This is a genomic window from Chlorogloeopsis fritschii PCC 6912, assembly GCF_000317285.1.
Classification (GTDB): domain Bacteria; phylum Cyanobacteriota; class Cyanobacteriia; order Cyanobacteriales; family Nostocaceae; genus Chlorogloeopsis; species Chlorogloeopsis fritschii.
In genome coordinates this window covers 31,848-48,190 of record NZ_AJLN01000084.1, presented here as the reverse complement: position 1 = coordinate 48,190, position 16,343 = coordinate 31,848, and the positions used below count along the sequence as shown (strand labels likewise).

16 protein-coding genes are annotated in these 16,343 nt (G+C 42.2%); 7 read left to right on the top strand and 9 right to left on the bottom strand.

What is annotated here, in order from left to right; translation table 11 throughout:
* Positions 1–77: 77 nt before the first annotated feature.
* Positions 78–2,594 (bottom strand): DNA gyrase subunit A, encoded by a 2,517-nt coding sequence (gene gyrA / locus UYC_RS0115745; RefSeq protein ID WP_016872647.1) that lies wholly within the window; start codon positions 2,592–2,594, stop codon positions 78–80.
* 232 nt (positions 2,595–2,826) lie between these two features.
* On the opposite strand from gyrA, the gene UYC_RS0115740 reads away from it, so the two are divergent.
* On the top strand, positions 2,827–3,225 hold the full coding sequence (locus UYC_RS0115740; protein WP_016872648.1) for a response regulator: 399 nt from the start codon (positions 2,827–2,829) through the stop codon (positions 3,223–3,225).
* A 318-nt stretch (positions 3,226–3,543) separates the two neighbouring features.
* Here the strand turns inward: UYC_RS0115740 and UYC_RS0115735 are convergent, their stop codons facing one another.
* The gene (locus UYC_RS0115735; RefSeq protein ID WP_016872649.1) at positions 3,544–4,434 is read right to left on the bottom strand and encodes a tetratricopeptide repeat protein; all 891 of its coding nucleotides are present in this window, start codon (positions 4,432–4,434) and stop codon (positions 3,544–3,546) included.
* A gap of 362 nt (positions 4,435–4,796) precedes the next feature.
* On the opposite strand from UYC_RS0115735, the gene UYC_RS0115730 reads away from it, so the two are divergent.
* The 3 genes from UYC_RS0115730 (at position 4,797) to UYC_RS0115720 (ending at position 8,465) form a co-directional block, all read left to right on the top strand.
* The gene (locus tag UYC_RS0115730; RefSeq protein WP_016872650.1) at positions 4,797–6,302 is read left to right on the top strand and encodes an efflux RND transporter periplasmic adaptor subunit; all 1,506 of its coding nucleotides are present in this window, start codon (positions 4,797–4,799) and stop codon (positions 6,300–6,302) included.
* A complete protein-coding gene (locus UYC_RS0115725; RefSeq protein WP_016872651.1) occupies positions 6,299–7,516 on the top strand; it encodes an ABC transporter permease in 1,218 nt (405 codons plus the stop codon). The genes UYC_RS0115730 and UYC_RS0115725 overlap by 4 nt, the downstream gene beginning before the upstream one ends.
* A 190-nt stretch (positions 7,517–7,706) precedes the next feature.
* Entirely contained in the window at positions 7,707–8,465 is a 759-nt protein-coding gene (locus UYC_RS0115720) for an ABC transporter ATP-binding protein (RefSeq protein WP_016872652.1), read from the top strand.
* Positions 8,466–8,527: 62 nt separating this feature from the next.
* Here the strand turns inward: UYC_RS0115720 and UYC_RS0115715 are convergent, their stop codons facing one another.
* Positions 8,528–9,058, bottom strand: a complete 531-nt coding sequence (locus tag UYC_RS0115715; protein ID WP_016872653.1) for an orange carotenoid protein N-terminal domain-containing protein — start codon at positions 9,056–9,058, stop codon at positions 8,528–8,530.
* A gap of 218 nt (positions 9,059–9,276) precedes the next feature.
* Between UYC_RS0115715 and UYC_RS0115710 the strand changes: the two genes are divergently transcribed.
* Positions 9,277–9,648 carry a hypothetical protein gene (locus UYC_RS0115710; protein ID WP_016872654.1) on the top strand — a complete coding sequence of 124 codons (372 nt, stop codon included), beginning with the start codon at positions 9,277–9,279 and terminating at the stop codon, positions 9,646–9,648.
* 157 nt (positions 9,649–9,805) lie between these two features.
* Here UYC_RS0115710 and UYC_RS0115705 read toward each other — a convergent pair whose 3' ends face one another.
* Positions 9,806–10,441 carry an HAD-IA family hydrolase gene (locus UYC_RS0115705; protein WP_016872655.1) on the bottom strand — a complete coding sequence of 212 codons (636 nt, stop codon included), beginning with the start codon at positions 10,439–10,441 and terminating at the stop codon, positions 9,806–9,808.
* Complete coding sequence (gene queG / locus UYC_RS0115700) at positions 10,438–11,391, bottom strand: tRNA epoxyqueuosine(34) reductase QueG (RefSeq protein ID WP_016872656.1); 954 nt, start codon at positions 11,389–11,391, stop codon at positions 10,438–10,440. The genes UYC_RS0115705 and queG overlap by 4 nt, the downstream gene beginning before the upstream one ends.
* 204 nt (positions 11,392–11,595) lie before the next feature.
* On the opposite strand from queG, the gene UYC_RS0115695 reads away from it, so the two are divergent.
* Both UYC_RS0115695 and UYC_RS0115690 read left to right on the top strand, forming a co-directional pair.
* Positions 11,596–12,114 (top strand): orange carotenoid protein N-terminal domain-containing protein, encoded by a 519-nt coding sequence (locus UYC_RS0115695; RefSeq protein WP_016872657.1) that lies wholly within the window; start codon positions 11,596–11,598, stop codon positions 12,112–12,114.
* Between the two features lie 218 nt (positions 12,115–12,332).
* A complete protein-coding gene (locus UYC_RS0115690; RefSeq protein ID WP_016872658.1) occupies positions 12,333–12,758 on the top strand; it encodes a YybH family protein in 426 nt (141 codons plus the stop codon).
* Positions 12,759–12,826: 68 nt separating this feature from the next.
* On the opposite strand, the gene UYC_RS0115685 is transcribed toward UYC_RS0115690, so the two are convergent.
* From UYC_RS0115685 to UYC_RS0115670, 4 genes are all read right to left on the bottom strand, one after another.
* Positions 12,827–13,267, bottom strand: a complete 441-nt coding sequence (locus UYC_RS0115685; RefSeq protein WP_016872659.1) for a hypothetical protein — start codon at positions 13,265–13,267, stop codon at positions 12,827–12,829.
* A 557-nt stretch (positions 13,268–13,824) separates the two neighbouring features.
* The gene (locus UYC_RS0115680) at positions 13,825–14,067 is read right to left on the bottom strand and encodes a hypothetical protein (RefSeq protein ID WP_016872660.1); all 243 of its coding nucleotides are present in this window, start codon (positions 14,065–14,067) and stop codon (positions 13,825–13,827) included.
* A gap of 176 nt (positions 14,068–14,243) precedes the next feature.
* On the bottom strand, positions 14,244–14,783 hold the full coding sequence (locus tag UYC_RS0115675) for a phosphate-starvation-inducible PsiE family protein (RefSeq protein ID WP_039750743.1): 540 nt from the start codon (positions 14,781–14,783) through the stop codon (positions 14,244–14,246).
* A gap of 90 nt (positions 14,784–14,873) precedes the next feature.
* Complete coding sequence (locus UYC_RS0115670; protein ID WP_016872662.1) at positions 14,874–15,881, bottom strand: tetratricopeptide repeat protein; 1,008 nt, start codon at positions 15,879–15,881, stop codon at positions 14,874–14,876.
* Positions 15,882–16,343: the final 462 nt, after the last annotated feature.

Sequence of the window (16,343 nt, the reverse complement as noted above, 5' to 3'; positions counted from 1 at the left end):
AATTAAGGCGCTATTGAACAAGCGCCTCTACTCATCTAGAGTTTTTTGCCTGAGCTTCAACATCAGTAATTTTTTCTTCACACTTCAGCAACAGTGATAATTTTTTCGTCACGGTTAAGTTGAAGCAGATTTTCACCCACACTATCTCTGCTTAAGTTGGGCACTGTATCTACTGGAAGGCGCAGTACTCGTTGATGATTGGTTACTAACGCCACCTCGGTGCCTGGTTTTGCCAACACCATTCCAGCTAGATAGTCAGTTTTACTAGCAAATTTTAAAGTCTGAGTACCGATATCACCCCGGTTAGCTAAACGCAAAGACTTTATAGGGAAACGTTTGGCGTATCCTAATTGTGTCACTAGTAATAAATTTTCTTCAACACCAAAAGTCACGCCGCCAACCATCTCTTCTTGCTGACGCAGGCGTAAAGCTTGTAGTCCCATCGCGGTGCGACCCATAATTGGTAATTGCTCATCATTCACCTCAAATCGCAACAGTCGTCCACCAGAACTAGCTAAAATTACCTGCTTACCTGTAGATGTGAATTGGCTTAACAACAACTCGTCGTCTTCTTTCAGTTTCAAAATTGTAATTCCACGACGACTTAAATTAATAAATTCCATCAGAGATAAACGTTTAATTCTTCCTTGTTTGGTAAGCAGAATCATGTCAGCAGTTTCTGGATTGTCTGGAAGCAAAAAGCGGCTGACTACTGCTTCTGTGGCTTCTTGGGCAGTGTTTGTCAGCAATGTGATCAGTGGTGTTCCCCGTGGCGATCGCCCAGTTGTGGGAGGAATATCTCCAACTTTCACCGGATACACTTTGCCAGCACTAGTGAGTATCAATAAATCTTTTTCTGTATCCGTCAACGTCGTCTGAAGGACAAAGTCATTATCGGACAAACCGTTATCAGTCTTCGACTTTCTGCCATTAGGCTGAGTGCGGCGCACGTAGCCTCGTTGAGTAAATTCCAATATCACTTCTTCTGGAGGCGTTTCCGGTATTGGACTTTGGATTTGGATTTTTGGATTCTCTTGCTCTTTGTCGCCTTGTCTCCCTCTTCCCTTGTCTGTTTGTGCTTTTGTCTCCTGAGTGGCAACTATTATCTTAGTGCGACGTTCATCACCATACTTGCGCTTTTGGGTACGCAAGTCTTTTTTCAAAGCTTTCAATAATTCTTTTCTATCACTTAGCAAACGTCGCAGAGTAGCAATTTGCTCCCGCAATTGCTCGTACTCTTGCTGTAAATTTTGTTGCTCTAAACTTGTAAGGCGTCGCAGTGGCATTGCCAGAATTGCATCTGCTTGTACTTCACTCAAATCCAAACGACTTTGTAAATTAATTTTTGCCGCACTGCCATCACTAGCTCGCCGCAAAATCTCAATTACCTCATCAAGGTTAGACAAAGCTTTCAATAAACCTTCCACCAAGTGCAGCCGATTTTCTGTCTTACCCAACTCATAGGAATAGCGGCGTGAAAGCGTCTGCTCTCGAAAGCTCAAGAACTCTTGCAACAATTGGCGTAAGCTTAGTTGAACTGGTAGCCCATTCACCAACGCCAAGAGGATTGCCCCAAAATTCGTTTGTAAAGCAGTTTGATGATAGAGTTGCTGGAGAACATCTTGAGGGTTAGCATCGCGTTTGAGTTCTATGACTACACGCATTCCCTGGCGATCGCTCTCATCACGGATATCAGCAATTCCCTGCAAGCGCCCTTGATTCACTAAATCCGCTACTTTTTCAATCCAGCCAGCCTTATTAACTTGAAAAGGCAATTCCGTGACTACAATCGCTGTCCGCCGCTTGCTACCTTTGCCGCCCAAAACTTCCTCAGCTTGGGCAACTCCCCGCAGAACAATACTGCCTTTTCCCGTTGTGTAAGCTTCACGAATTCCAGCATCACCGACAATCTCGCCACCTGTGGGAAAATCAGGGCCTGGAATTAACTTCATTAACTTTTCATCGGGTAAGTCAGGTTGATCGATTAAAGCAATTAATCCATCTACAACTTCTCCCAGATTATGCGGTGGGATATTTGTCGCCATACCCACAGCAATACCAGCACAACCATTCAGCAACAAAAATGGTAATTGCGCTGGCAGTACGGTAGGTTCTTGCTGGGAATTATCAAAGTTACCAATAAATTCCACCGTTTCTTCGCCGATTTCTGCCAGCATTCCCTCATGAGTGATGGGTGCAAGGCGCGTTTCCGTATAGCGCATTGCCGCTGGTGGATCGTTATCCACACTACCGAAATTGCCATGTCCTGCCAGTAAGGGATAACGGCTAGAAAATTCCTGCACCAGTCTTACCAAAGCATCATAAACTGCTTGGTCACCGTGAGGATGATATTTACCCAGCACGTCTCCCACAACACGGGCGCACTTCCGATAAGGGCGATCGGGTGTGAGTCCTAATTCGTGCATAGCGTATAAAATTCGCCGATGCACAGGCTTTAATCCATCACGCACATCAGGTAACGCCCGCCCGACAATTACACTCATGGCATATTCGAGATAAGACCGTTGCATCTCAGTATGCAAGGCTGTGGAGATTACCTGTCCCGTAGGGAGAAGGTTTAACTGTTTTGCCATGAGTTTTTCCCTAAATTTTCACTACACAAAATTTGCCGTTACTGAACACTACAGCAACCACAGCATAGCGGATGAAATGCCTCTCCTTACAAAATCTTGATAGTCATAGGATAAGAAGCAGTAGTATTATCCTTGATGTCGGGGATACACATTGATTGTCTAAAAGGAGGCATATAACTGTATTGGATTAGATCAGGTGGTTATCCCCCTCACCCCTATAAGTCAAATTCTCATGAAAACTGTTTTGATTGTCGAAGACGATCTGATTAATGCTCGCGTTTTTTCCAAAATATTGACCAAACGTGGTGGTCTGGAAGTAAAACACACTGAAAATGTAGAAGAGGTTATGAGAATTGCCCAAGCGGGGGAAGCAGACATTATTTTAATGGATGTTTCTCTTTCAAGAAGTGTTTATCAAGGTAAGTCAGTTGACGGTATCAAAATTACACAAATGTTGAAATCCGATCCTCAAACTGCCACTTTGCCGATTATTCTCGTGACAGCACACGCGATGGAGGGCGATCGCGAGAATTTTTTGAAACAGAGCGGCGCTGATGGCTACATCTCAAAACCTGTGATTGATCATCAACAGTTTGTTGAACAGATTGTGGCATTGCTACCTAAAGACTAACAGAAATAATTCATAACCCAAACCAGATATGGTTGCCCGCCAGGATGATGGGCTACCAATTCTGGTACTAAATAATATATATGTACTACTAGATAGCATATTTGAGCAAGTGGCAAGTTAGGGGCTAGGGATTAGGGGCTAGAGGCTAGGGACAAGGGACAAGGGGAATTGGGGACAAGGAGAAAGATTTTCCTCTTGTCTCCACGCCAGTCGCCCTAAGTCGGGAAACCCGCCCACGGCGCTGGCTCCCCTTCTCCCCCTCCCAGTGTCCTCTTCTTCCCAGTACCCAGTCACCAGTACCCAATACCCAATCCCCAATTACTGAGCAGGTTGCGGCGCCGTGGGGGCTGATTGATTGGCTCCCCGTTGCTGTAGGGCTGCTTGAATGCGGGGTAATTGGAGAAATTTCTGGGTATCAGATAGCAGACGTTTACCCCAAAGATTTTGCTTGAGAAATTCCAAATCAGCGTAGCGATCGTCGATGCGGAGTGCTGTTTCACCCATTGCCAGCCCTTGTTTTTGATCGCCTTTAGTGTACAGTGCCACTGCTAAAGCCAATAAAGGTTCTGCCGCTTGCTTGTCGATTGCGAGGGCAGCTTGCCATTGCTTAATTGCTGCTTCGACATCACCCTGTTCGTACTTGATCAAACCAATGTTGTTAATGGCAGGCCAGAATTTTTTATCCTGGGAGACTGCTTTATTGTATTGGGCGATCGCATCTGGTAATTTACCCAACATATAGTAAGCATTGCCCAAATCAAACAATCCCTCTGGATCGTTGGGTTTTAACTTTAAACCTTCTTGGAAGTAATTAGCAGCAGTTGGGTACTTTTGCTGCTGAAAGTGAGCCGAACCCAAAGCGAAGAGAACATCGCCATTTTTGGGATTGAGAGATTGTGCTTTTTTGAGGGCAGCGATCGCATCATCTATCTTTTTGGTTTGCAAATATAAGCCGCCTAAGAGAAACCAGACTTTATCACTCTTGGGAGCTAGTTGAACTGCCAGGCGCGCTCTAGGCATTGCCATTTCATACTGTTGAAACTGTGCCAGTTGCGCTGCCTCCTGTGCTAGGCTCAACCCCTGTTGCTCCAACTTGGCTGTATCCAGTTGTAATGTATGAGGTACTAATGCCTGTGCATGAGTAGTTTTGGGGAGACTCCACAAACTACAGACAACAACAAGAGAAATCAAACCAATTCGTTTGGGCACACTATCGCCTCTCTACCACAAATTCAATAATCTTCCAGCTAGCTTAAACGATCTGCGCTCTGGTGGGAAAGGAAATGATTGTGCAACTGACAACCAAAGTCACCCATTTAGGTGAAGTAAATTACTAGTTGGAAAGGCTACTATGAAAAAAAGTTAAGAAAATATAAGTTAACTATTTATAATCTTTCCCTAGCAATATTGAACTCACACAACTAAATAAAGTTCCACAAGCAAGCTAAGTGTTATTGCTTAAGTGTAAACATTTGCAAACAATCAATAACTTGTCGCTGGCAATTTTTATTTGTCCCCCGTCTATTTCACCTTCACTTTACCTAACAAAACATTTTTGACAGGCTGCTGTTATGACTACGTATTTAGAAATTCCTGGAATTGGTAAAATTAAGCATCCCTCTCGGTGGTTAATTGGGCTGGTGGCAGCTGGTGTTTTAGTTGCTGGTACAACTACGACTTATACACTCGTGAATCGGGGGGCAAGCAAAGAAGATATTGCGGCACTTACTGTTCCTGTAGAAGCAAACGATATTACCTTGCGGATTACTGCTAGTGGTAGGGTAGTGCCAGTTCAAAGTGTGAATATTAGTCCTAAACAGCCGGGAATTGTCGCCTCCTTAAGAGTTGAACAAGGCGATCGCGTGCAGCAAGGACAAGTTATTGCTGTGATGGATAGTGCAGAGATTCAGGCACAAATCCTCCAATACCGCGCTAACCTGGAGCAAGCCCAAGCACAACTGGCTGAAGCTCAAGCTGGCAGTCGTCCCCAAGAAATTGCCCAAGCCAGAGCGCGACTGGCTCAAGCCCAAGCACAACTTGCTGAAGCACGGGCGGGAAGTCGTCAAGAAGAAATTGCTAAAGCCGAAGCTCAGGTAAATCAGTATCAGGCACAATTGCAACAAGCCAGATCTCGCTTGGAATTAGCAACTCAACGAGTGCAGCGCAGACAATATCCTGCATCCCAAGGCGCGGTATCTCGCGATTATCTTGATGAAGCTCTAACTGAAGAGCGTAACGCGAAAGATAACCTTCAACAAGTTCAAGCAAGCCTGCAAGCTGCAAGACAAGAACTAGCAAGGTTACGTAATGGTTTGCGCCCGGAAGAAATCGCTCAACGTGAAGCTGCTGTTGCAGAGGCACGGGCAGCACTGCGGCTTCTAGAAAATGGCACTCGTTCTGAAGTCATTGCTCAACGTCAAGCTGCTGTAGCTGCAGCACAGGCACAGTTAAAAGCTACCCAGGTTAGGTTAGAAGATACACTGATTCGCGCTCCCTTTACTGGAATTGTGACGCAAAAGTATGCCAACGATGGCGCGTATGTAGCACCTACGACTTCTGCTTCTTCGAGCGCCTCTGCTACTTCTAGTTCAATTGTTGCCCTAGCCAAGGGTTTAGAAGTGCTAGCTCAAGTTCCAGAAGCTGATATTGGTAGAATTAAAGTCGGACAGCCTGTAGAAATTACTACAGATGCCTATCCCGATCGCACCTTTAAAGGACGTGTACGCCTCATTGCTCCTGAAGCTGTTAAGGAAGACGGTGTAACTTTATTTCAAGTGCGGGTAGCTATAGATACAGGTCAACAAGAATTACGTTCTGGCTTGAATTTGGATTTGACGTTTTTGGGCGATCGCGTCAACGATGCTTTATTAGTACCGACTGTAGCTATTGTGACTGAAAAAGGAAATACCGGAGTTTTGGTGCCGGATGCCAACAATAAACCTCTGTTTCGCTCAGTCGTAGTAGGAGCGCAAATTAAAGACCAAACTCAGATTTTAGAAGGAGTAAACGCAGGCGATCGCATATTTCTCAATCCACCTCCAGACTATAAGCGAGAACAAGCACAATCACAACAATGAACTTACTAGAAAGTCTGCAAATGGCAGGTAAAACCCTGCTGTCAAATAAGTTACGAAGCTCCCTCACGATGCTCGGTATTGTCATTGGTAATGCCTCGGTGATTGCCATGATTGGCGTTGGCGAAGCAGGGCAAAAGTTTGTAAATAAGCAGTTAGAATCTTTAGGGCCAAATGTCCTATTTATTATTCCAGGTAATCAGGAAACTCAACGCATTACCAGAGATGTACCAAAAAATTTAGTATTAGCAGATGCTGAGGCAATTGCTACTCAAGTACCAACGGTGGTGGGAGTCGCTCCAGAATTGAATACAAGACAGGTAGTAACCTACCGTAACCGCAACACCGATGTCAGCATCATTGGCACAACTCCTAGTTTTCCAAGGGTAAGGGAATTTGAAACTGGTAAAGGGCGCTTTTTTACAGATATAGACATCAAGCGCAACAATCAGGTTACCGTGTTAGGTGCGGACTTGGCACAAAGACTGTTTGGTACTCAAAATCCCGTAGGAGAACAGTTGCGGATTAAAAATAGTAGCTTTCAAGTTATCGGTGTACTAGAAGCCAAAGGCTCTAGTTTGGGTGCTAACTATGATGAAGCAGCATTAATCCCGATCACAACATCAGCCAATCGACTTGTAGGGCGCAATTCTCCTTATGGCATCGCTTTAGATTACATCGTTGCTTCCGCACGTGATTCTAATAGTGTAGATGCAGCAGAGTTTCAAATTACCAATTTGCTGCGCTTACGACACAAAATCACCGGTGAAGATGACTTTAGCATCCGTTCTCAAAAAGATGCCTTGCAAACTGTCGGACAAATCACTGGTGCATTGACAATTATGCTGGCAGCGATCGCTGCTATTTCTTTGATTGTCGGTGGCATTGGCATTATGAATATCATGCTTGTCTCCGTTACCGAACGCACCCAAGAAATTGGATTACGTAAGGCAATTGGTGCAACCGAGCAAGATATTCTGGTTCAGTTCATGATTGAAGCTATTATTCTCTCTGCTGCGGGTGGCTTAGTTGGTACGGTGATTGGCGTAGGTGGTATTTTGTTGGTAGGAGCCTTAACACCATTAGAAGCGGGCATTTCTGTAATGGCAATTACTCTGACAGTTGGTGTTTCTGGCGCTATTGGTTTATTCTTTGGCGTTGTTCCTGCTCGTCGTGCTGCCAAACTCGATCCGATTGTAGCTCTCAGAAGTGCATAACTCAATACGGTTTAGTTAAGTTAAGCATTTTTTCTCTTTGCGTCCTTTGCGCCTTTGTGGTTCGTTAAAAAAATTGACTTTAACAAAGAGTTTTAGCCTTAAGTGAACTGTATTGGTGCATAACTAGAAGACAGGAGGCAGTAGACGCGTAGACGCTTCCGTAGGTACGGCGTATCCGTTGGTAGGTAGAATGGACACTCAAGCGAAAATCCAAAAATTTCCATCCAAAATTCAGAAAACAGAAATTATTCGCCTAGAAAATATCTTCAAAATTTACGGCAGTGGCGAAACAGAAGTAAAAGCACTCAATGATGTTAGTCTCCTTATCAACCAGGGTGAATATTGCTCGATTATGGGAGCATCTGGTTCTGGTAAATCTACAGCCATGAATATCATTGGCTGTCTGGATCGCCCCACATCAGGACATTACTACCTGGATAACGTTGATGTGGCACAAATGGATGATTCTGATTTGGCTCACATCCGCAACAAAAAAATTGGGTTTGTCTTTCAGCAATTCCACCTTTTGCCCCAACTCACAGCACTAGAAAATGTGATGTTGCCCATGGTATACGCTGGTGTTAAAGCTTCAGAAAGAAACGATCGCGCAACTGAAGCATTAAAGCGGGTGGGTTTAGAAAAGCGCCTCCACAACAAACCTACTCAACTTTCTGGCGGACAACAACAAAGAGTAGCGATCGCCCGTGCCATTGTCAACAATCCCGTGCTGCTCTTAGCGGATGAACCTACTGGTGCTCTTGATTCGCGTACTACCCAAGAAGTATTAAAAATCTTTGGCGAACTCAATGCTACTGGTATCACAGTGGTAATGGTAACTCACGAACCGGATGTTGCGCGCCAAACTCAACGCATTATCTGGTTTCGCGATGGTGAAGTCATACACTCTGACTTGACTCCGGCTGACTTGAGCCAAATGGCAGCATCATAAAAGGGATAGGGAACAGGGAAGAACTGTAACCTGTAACCTGTTCCCTGTTACCTGTTACCTATCTAAAGACTTGATGTTTTACCAGTTTCTGCTTGCGTTTCAATTGGCTTTACATCACTGTAGCCCATTTGACCTACCACTGTCCGCAATACAGACATTTGCTCTTCAAAATCCATTTTTTCTATTTGCGACAGGAGATTGTTAATTGCATCAGAAGCATTGTAATCATCTGGCATATCAACTACATCGTCTCCCATCGCTTCCGCCCAAGCATACCAAATAAATAGCTGGTTGTTTTCTTTGAGAGCACCATAAGCACGAGAATGTTCTGTATTTTCACAGTTCACAATTTCTCGCATAATCTGTAATTGCTGTTCATCAGATAATTTGTAATAGTCGGCAAGTAATGTTGGCGCTAATTCTGGTTCTGCCGCAGACGGAGCAGCAGGAGTGATAGAGTCTCCCATTTTTTCATAAACAAAATATAGCCAAGCTAGTTTGGCATCAGTATCCAATGTGTTAAAAGATTCTACGGCTTTTTGAGTTTCTTCGCTTAGGGCTTGAGGTGCAGACTTATTGTAACCTGTAGTCATAAATTTTTTTCCTGAGTAATTTTACAGTCCCCATTAAGGCGTAACAAAGTTGAAGAAGATGAATCGCCCTCCTCTAGAAAGAGGTTTGCAAATTTAATCTTGGTGCTTTTATCTGTCCGTTAATAGAGGTGAAGAATCTATCTAGGGGTATCAAGGACGTATAGGTTCACTCTGATAGAATCTCGGCAGTGATAGAAAAATTACTAGAGAGGTTTATTATGACAGAAGAAATTAAGCCTAACGTTTCTCAAGCTCCTACCGAAGATGCAAGATTAGCCGCTGAAAATATGGCTAGTGGTGAAGAAAAAGCTCCAAGTGTTGATATGGAAGCAGATTATCAAGCTGCACAACAATTCAGTGTTAGTGAAATCGATCGCACAAGCGAAGGTGCAAAAGCAGCCGAAGCAGCAACTGCACCTGAATATCAAATGCCTGAAGCGCAAGAGACGAAAACAGAAGCACAATCAACTGGCGATCCCGATGATTATCAAGAAATGGCTAAGGAGGTTGGCGGTTCAAGAGATCAAGGTGTAACTAGCGTTGATGATGATTTATTAAAACAAGCTTTAGACAAAGGCCAATCTAAATAGGTTGGGAGAATAATTAAGGAGAACTCAGAATGCAGAACTCAGAATCTTCTGACTTCTGACTTCTGACTTCTCTTGCCTGAGTTCTTTTTTCGGATTGTTTTAGTAGAGAAGCAGTATATAGCGCTTGGCTAATTCTGAATCAATAAACTAGAAGAAATTAACAACTATTAATCACTTCTAGCAGTTCACTGGGATGATGAATTAAGAAATAGGGGTTCTGCTTGGCTAATACTTCTGGCGAATTAAATCCCCAAGTGACTGCAATCACTTTGATATTAGCTTTTTTTGATGCTTCTATATCTCTGGTTTCATCTCCTACATAAATAACTTCTTCGGATTTTATTTGTTTTTGTCTAAGAAGATTATTAATAATAGTTGTTTTACCAAAAATAGTCACTCCTGAATAAATAAATTCAAATAGCTCTTCTAAATCATTTATTTTTAGGAACTCTGTCACATTATCTTTGGAATTAGATGTGATAATTCCTAAACGATGACCTTCAGTTTTAAGTGCTGTCAATGCATCTTTGATTCCCGGAATTGGCTTTAATTCCGGAATTTTATCTTTTAATTCTCCTTTGACTCTTTTGACTAGAAAAGGTATTTTAAAAAGAGAAATACCTGAATAATTTATAATTTCTCTAGAGGTTAAATTTCTCAACAGAGCTAGTTCTTGTGGAGTGATTTGTACATAACCAAACTCTTTAGCTAAACGGTTCGCAATATTTACAAGCGCATCTACTGTGTCAGCAATCGTACCATCAAAATCAAAAATAATTACTTTTTGGATCATTCTTGTACTAAGTAGAATGCGTCTAGATTAGCGCGGGCATTCCGTCGTAACATTTCTGGCTTAATTCGCCGCAACGCTGATGCCGGAAATCTTTTATCCCACTCCCGATCTGAGATTTGCGCTAATTCTACCAGTTTGGGCGCAATATTCCCAGGATACGGTTGAAATTCTGTCACATCAGTGATGCGCGCAAAACGCTGATTCCAAGGACAAACGTCTTGGCAGATGTCACAACCAGCAACCCAACCTTGCAAGTGGGGCGTAACTGTTTCTGGCAATTTTTCATGCCGATTTTCAATTGTGTGATAGGCAATGCAGCGATTTGCATCTACAACAAATGGCTGGGTAATTGCACCTGTAGGGCAAGCTTCTATGCAGCGAGTACAGGTACCGCAGTGCTCTGTATGGGGAGTATCTGGATTTAATTCTAAATTTGTCAACACTTCTCCCAAAAACACCCAAGAGCCATATTCCCGCGTAATCACATTTCCATTTTTGGCAATCCAACCAATACCCGCTCGTTGCGCCCATGCTTTATCCTGGATCGGGCCTGTATCTGCATAATAACGAGCTTGAATGTCTTCACCTAGTCCTTGTAACCAAGCAGAAAACGCTTTTAGTTTTTTGTGCATGACTTTGTGATAATCCCGCCCCCAGGCATAACGCGAGATTTTACCATATTCTTTGCCTTCCGGACGTTCGTGGGGTGTGTAGTAGTTGAGAGCAACACAAATTAGCGATCGCGCTTCACTCATCACCAACTTCAGATCTTGACGCTTGGGGGAAGTCATCCATTCCATATCAGCGTGATAACCTAGCGCTATCCATGCTTGCAACCGCTGTTTTTCTGTGTCGTCTTCATTTACAGCAGCTATTCCCACCTTATGAAACCCCAGTTCTAGGGCTTTTTGCTTTACCTCATTGCTGCTTGTTCCCAAAAATTGATTCATTTATCTTATCGAAATTTGCCAGAAAAGCGGCACCTAAATTATACACTATCCCCTCAATACATACATTTGCTCTTTTTTAGCCATTGTATTTGTAAATTTTATTTGCAATTTGTAAAGAAGTAATGCAAGATGTAATCGGGAGTGAAAATCATCCTCTCAGTAACTCCCAGCGTACTGAACTAGATCGACTGTGGAGACAAGATTATGACATTCACCGCTGATTCAACTCAAAGCTTTTTTTCTGGCGCTTTCAATTACAGCACCCAAGGTGACGCTGTTGCAGCTACTGTAGCTGTTTTTACCAACTTGAGCGTAGACGATCAACTGGCTGTGCTTTGGTATGCTTACACAGAAATGGGACGTTCGATTACACCCGCTGCCACTGGTGCCGCCCGTTTGCAATTAGCCGAAGGTTTGTTAAATCAAATTAAGCAGATGTCTCATGCAGAGCAGTTACAGGTAATGCGCGACTTGGCTGCTAAGAGAAACACACAGTTTACCCGTTCTTACGGTGTTCTGAGTGCTAACACCAAGCTGGCTTTCTGGTATGAATTATCTGAGTTAATGGTTAAAGGTTTTGTTGTACCCATGCCACCAAACTATCAACTCTCTCGTGATGGCGCACAGGTACTAGAAACACTTAAGCAACTAGATTTCGGTCAACAAATTACTGTTCTTCGTAAGGTTGTCACTGATATGGGTGTTGATCCCCTGGCTGACTAATGAGTTTGTAGAATCCCACTTATTTCCAACACTAATTGCTCTTTATATTTTTCTACTTCCTGGGAAGAATATAAAGAGCTTTTTTTATCTCACGCAGAGGCGCAGAGGAGAACAACCAGCTACTAACCACTAACCAACAAAAATACATCCTCAGCAGCAAGTTCCCAACCTGCTATTGCGTGTAAGTTGATAAAAATATAATAATCTGGAGTTATATTATGCTTTCATCACAATCTTCAAAATCTGTAGATGATTTAGGAGATTTCACGATTGAGGGAATTAGCGAAGCAACCATACTGCAATATTTTCAATCCTTAAATGCAGGGGATTTTGATGCTACGGCTGCTTTATTTGCAGAAGATGGTGTTATGCATCCACCCTTTGAATCTGAAATTGTTGGACGAGATGCGATCGCTACTTACCTCAAGCAAGAAGCACAAGACATTAAAGCTTATCCCCGCCAAGGAATAGCCGAAACTCTGGAAAATGGAGAGATTCAATTTCAGGTGACGGGTAAAGCACAAACTTCTTGGTGTGGTGTCAATGTTTTGTGGCAGTTTATCCTCAACCAACAAAAGCAAATTCTTTACATCAAAATTAAACTCTTAGCCTCTCCGCAAGAGTTACTGAATTTGCGACGATGAGAAACAAACTAGTAGTTAATTCATTTAACTATTAACCACTAACCACTACCACTAACCACCAACAATTCTTAACTCTTACTAGCTGCCACTTGTTGGAAGGATTGCATTAGTAATCTCCGTCCTAACTCAATGTCTTTAGGAGCACATTGCCAATCAGGATGTGCGGTCATTAAAAGACTATCTAGAGTTTCTTGATCGAACAAATGCCAGACAGGAGCATTATCAATTTCGGCTTCTATCGCGTAGCAATTAGAACTGATACAGTGAATAGTGCAAGTTTTAGCAATTCTAGCCAAGGACATTTGTTCTCCTGGCTGTAGTGAGCGAAATTGCTGGATTGCTTGCTTCAATTCGTTTTTCGAGGAAACTGTTAACCCAGGAAGCGATACTGTTAGATTTTTGTCTCCATTTACCGTAATCCAGTAATGACGGCTGGGATCTATTCCTTCTAGCCAAGGTAGTTCATCATCAAGACGATAGCGTGGTGACAAACAAAATAAGGCTTCCATAAGCAATAACTAAATTTATTATGTAATGCTTGAGTAACATTCAATGCCGGAAATTTTTTCTAGTGTGTATTGTCTAAATTGCGACAATTAACACTAGTAGAGAGATAGACAAGCTTACTTTTTTAGCTTGCTGTAATGTCTATACCAAGTCTTATTACACAGAAGTGGACTCCCGTATAAATTGTTTTAGAAGCTAGGCCTCCCAAAATCGGCACGAGATAATCACAGTATTTAATATCTGATAACTCTCAGCTATAAATCAAATCAATTTAGCAAATATTATTATTTTGCTTAACAGTTCTTAATAACACCAAAAATACAAAACATAACTAAATCTAAAATGTATTTTTTGGGTTTTATTTTACACAAGTAATTTACCTAACTAATAGTTAATTTCTGTTTATAAACTTCCAAATAAATCGCTGTAGCATAGAAATAGAGAAGAATATTCAATTTTAGGCAATCACTCCCACTTCAGATTGTTGTTAGTAATTTCTAACACAATAAGCCTGGGATTTAAACCCCAGGCTTAGACTAACCAGTGATTATTCGCAGCGTTACATCTTACCTTTCTGCATTACTTCTTGAAGATGGTGGCGAATCTCTTGTGCTTGCTCAATATCAGACTGGCGCAATTTTTGGAACAACTCTACACAAGGCTGAGAACCAACTTCCTGTGCATCTTGGATATAACGTTCGTAAGCTTTAATTGCTTCGCCTTTATTGTGCAACACGGTGAGAAAGTCGTACTCTAAGTTGCTAATGGGATTTTGAGACTGTTTATCTGCAGTTTGAGTCATAGATTTTACCCTCCTTTAAGCTTTCTATTACTCTTCTACCCGTCCTAAAAGAGGCATTCATCTGTCCAAAAGCGTATGCAAGAATACAACTAAAGTTCAAGCCTTCAAAAAACTACGCTTGGTATTGATGCGATACTTTGTAGTGTAAAGGTAATATTTTGCCTATCTTAAGGCATTCAACCAAACTCCTCAGATTGGTGAGAATGCCCCAATTCAAACTCTTTTGGCTTTTGGTTTTCCTCAAGATACACAATCGGACAGAATTTAGTGTTTGCGCTCATGCAATCCATGTGCGGTGTTTTAGCACATACAATCAATAACGCACCCAAAATAAATAATAAGCCGCAAATTGATGCGGCTTTAATCCAAGAAATTTCTAATGCTCCGTGAACAACTACCTCTCGGAGCACAGACACAATCGTAATCTCGACTGCTACGCCGACAGCTATGCTGTGTTCTTGCAAATAAACCATTAACAATCGAAAAAGCTCAACCAAAATTAAGATGAACAGGATTTTGGCAGTCACAAGTTTATAGTCAAGTGCTTGCGTGAGGGCGATAAATATTCCCCACAATTGCATCAACATCACAGCGAACAAACTCAAACAGAGGACAATCACAATTAAATCTTGGAAAGCCTCCATATTGCGGACAAGCCAATGTCGGTTCAGCCAGCGATCGCATAACAAGTATTGGCTTTTAGAACGCTTTCTCATGAATTTTTCATTGGTACTGGGACAACTTTTGAACACACCAGCCAGTTCACCCAACACCTTCTATTTTGATGGATTCTGAATTATCGTGCCTCAGCGAGGTTGGTAATTCATTTTTTGTATCTGTTGTAATAATTGCTCGGTTTTGCTTACCCATTCAAGATGATTCTGAGCTTTATATAAATCTCTGGCAGACTGTAAAACTTTTGTTGCATCTGCATATTGCTTTAATTGTATAAACACTAACCCTGCACCATAATAGGCGTTGGGATAGCTAGAATTTGCTTGGGCTGATTTTCTGAAGGCTTCTAAGGCTTCTTGTAATTTACCTTGGTTATACAAAACTGAGCCAAGACTGTAGTGAGCTTCTGGATATTTGGGATTAATTTTCACTGCCTTGGAGAAGGCATCCTTGGCTTTATCAATTTTGCCTTGCTGAAGGTAACACATTCCCAGATGGTAAGCTGGCTCAGGTGCATTTTTGCTATATTCAATTGCTTTTTTAAAGGATGCGATCGCTTTTTCCCAATCTCGTTGCTCCTGTTTTACCAAGCCTAAGTTGTAATGAGCAACTCCAAGTTGAGGATCGATTTCTAAAGCTCTTTGCAAGTAATCATTTGCTTGTTGGAGATTTCTTCCTTCTAACAGCGCTCCTCCTAAATTTGCGTAGGCAAGAGCAAACTTAGGATCGGCTTGAGTAGCTCGATAAAATGCATCTGCCGCTGGTTGTAATTGCCCTGCTTGTCGCAGTGCTAATCCCAAATTGTAGTGGGCTGGGGCTAAAGTGGGATCTAGCTGGGCTGCTTTCCCAAAAGCTGCGATCGCATCTTGTACTTTCCCGCTTTGCACAGACTGCAAGCCTTGATTTAAATAGTCTACAGCGTTTTTAGAAGTATTTTGCGCCAACAAAGGGGGATGTGGAGCAGGGGAAGAAGCGAAAGATGAAGATGAATAGAAAATACTGCTGATTTGAAAATAAGGCAGAAGGCAGAGGGCAGAGAGAAGTTGGAGCGGAGGCTTCCTCCGATCCAAACTTCGGAGAGGCAGAAGGCAGTAGACGCGTAGCGGCTTCCGTAGGTAGGTAAAGAAAGTTTTTTTCATCCGTTCTGGTGTACGCAGTTCAGCAAGGGCTACTTACTAATATCAAACTTAACAGTTCAAAAATACGATATTTTTAATCGAGCATCTTATTTGAATAGTCAAACTGAACTGTAATGAATGCAAACAACACTTGTTTATTTTCCTTCTACCTTTTCCTTAAGAGCAACCCCGGTGTTGCCAATCACCACTCGCTACGAATGAGTCAAATCCTCTTTCCTTCTTCTCTGTGCCTTCTGCCTTGTTTCTTGATAGTGATGCTTGCATAGATTTATTGTTTTGCAACAGTTTAGATTACAATCTCTTTACAAATATTTGATTGTAGTTAAAATCTATTCATTAAACTTAAATTTATTCTATAAAAGTTTGTAAAAGTTTAATTTTATCGAGTTTAATCTTACAACAATATACGATTTTTTGCGGCTTGGTTAAAGGCGAGTTAATGTCAAATTAAAGACGGGATAA

Coding starts and splice junctions, on each gene's coding strand:
- UYC_RS0115725 (WP_016872651.1), top strand. CDS start 6,299: ATGAACTTACTAGAAAGTCTGCAAATGGCAGGTAAAACCCTGCTGTCA.
- UYC_RS0115670 (WP_016872662.1), bottom strand. CDS start 15,881: ATGAAAAAAACTTTCTTTACCTACCTACGGAAGCCGCTACGCGTCTAC.
- UYC_RS0115675 (WP_039750743.1), bottom strand. CDS start 14,783: ATGAGAAAGCGTTCTAAAAGCCAATACTTGTTATGCGATCGCTGGCTG.
- UYC_RS0115680 (WP_016872660.1), bottom strand. CDS start 14,067: ATGACTCAAACTGCAGATAAACAGTCTCAAAATCCCATTAGCAACTTA.
- UYC_RS0115740 (WP_016872648.1), top strand. CDS start 2,827: ATGAAAACTGTTTTGATTGTCGAAGACGATCTGATTAATGCTCGCGTT.
- UYC_RS0115730 (WP_016872650.1), top strand. CDS start 4,797: ATGACTACGTATTTAGAAATTCCTGGAATTGGTAAAATTAAGCATCCC.
- gyrA (WP_016872647.1), bottom strand. CDS start 2,594: ATGGCAAAACAGTTAAACCTTCTCCCTACGGGACAGGTAATCTCCACA.
- UYC_RS0115710 (WP_016872654.1), top strand. CDS start 9,277: ATGACAGAAGAAATTAAGCCTAACGTTTCTCAAGCTCCTACCGAAGAT.
- UYC_RS0115685 (WP_016872659.1), bottom strand. CDS start 13,267: ATGGAAGCCTTATTTTGTTTGTCACCACGCTATCGTCTTGATGATGAA.
- UYC_RS0115720 (WP_016872652.1), top strand. CDS start 7,707: ATGGACACTCAAGCGAAAATCCAAAAATTTCCATCCAAAATTCAGAAA.
- UYC_RS0115715 (WP_016872653.1), bottom strand. CDS start 9,058: ATGACTACAGGTTACAATAAGTCTGCACCTCAAGCCCTAAGCGAAGAA.
- UYC_RS0115690 (WP_016872658.1), top strand. CDS start 12,333: ATGCTTTCATCACAATCTTCAAAATCTGTAGATGATTTAGGAGATTTC.
- UYC_RS0115695 (WP_016872657.1), top strand. CDS start 11,596: ATGACATTCACCGCTGATTCAACTCAAAGCTTTTTTTCTGGCGCTTTC.
- queG (WP_016872656.1), bottom strand. CDS start 11,391: ATGAATCAATTTTTGGGAACAAGCAGCAATGAGGTAAAGCAAAAAGCC.
- UYC_RS0115705 (WP_016872655.1), bottom strand. CDS start 10,441: ATGATCCAAAAAGTAATTATTTTTGATTTTGATGGTACGATTGCTGAC.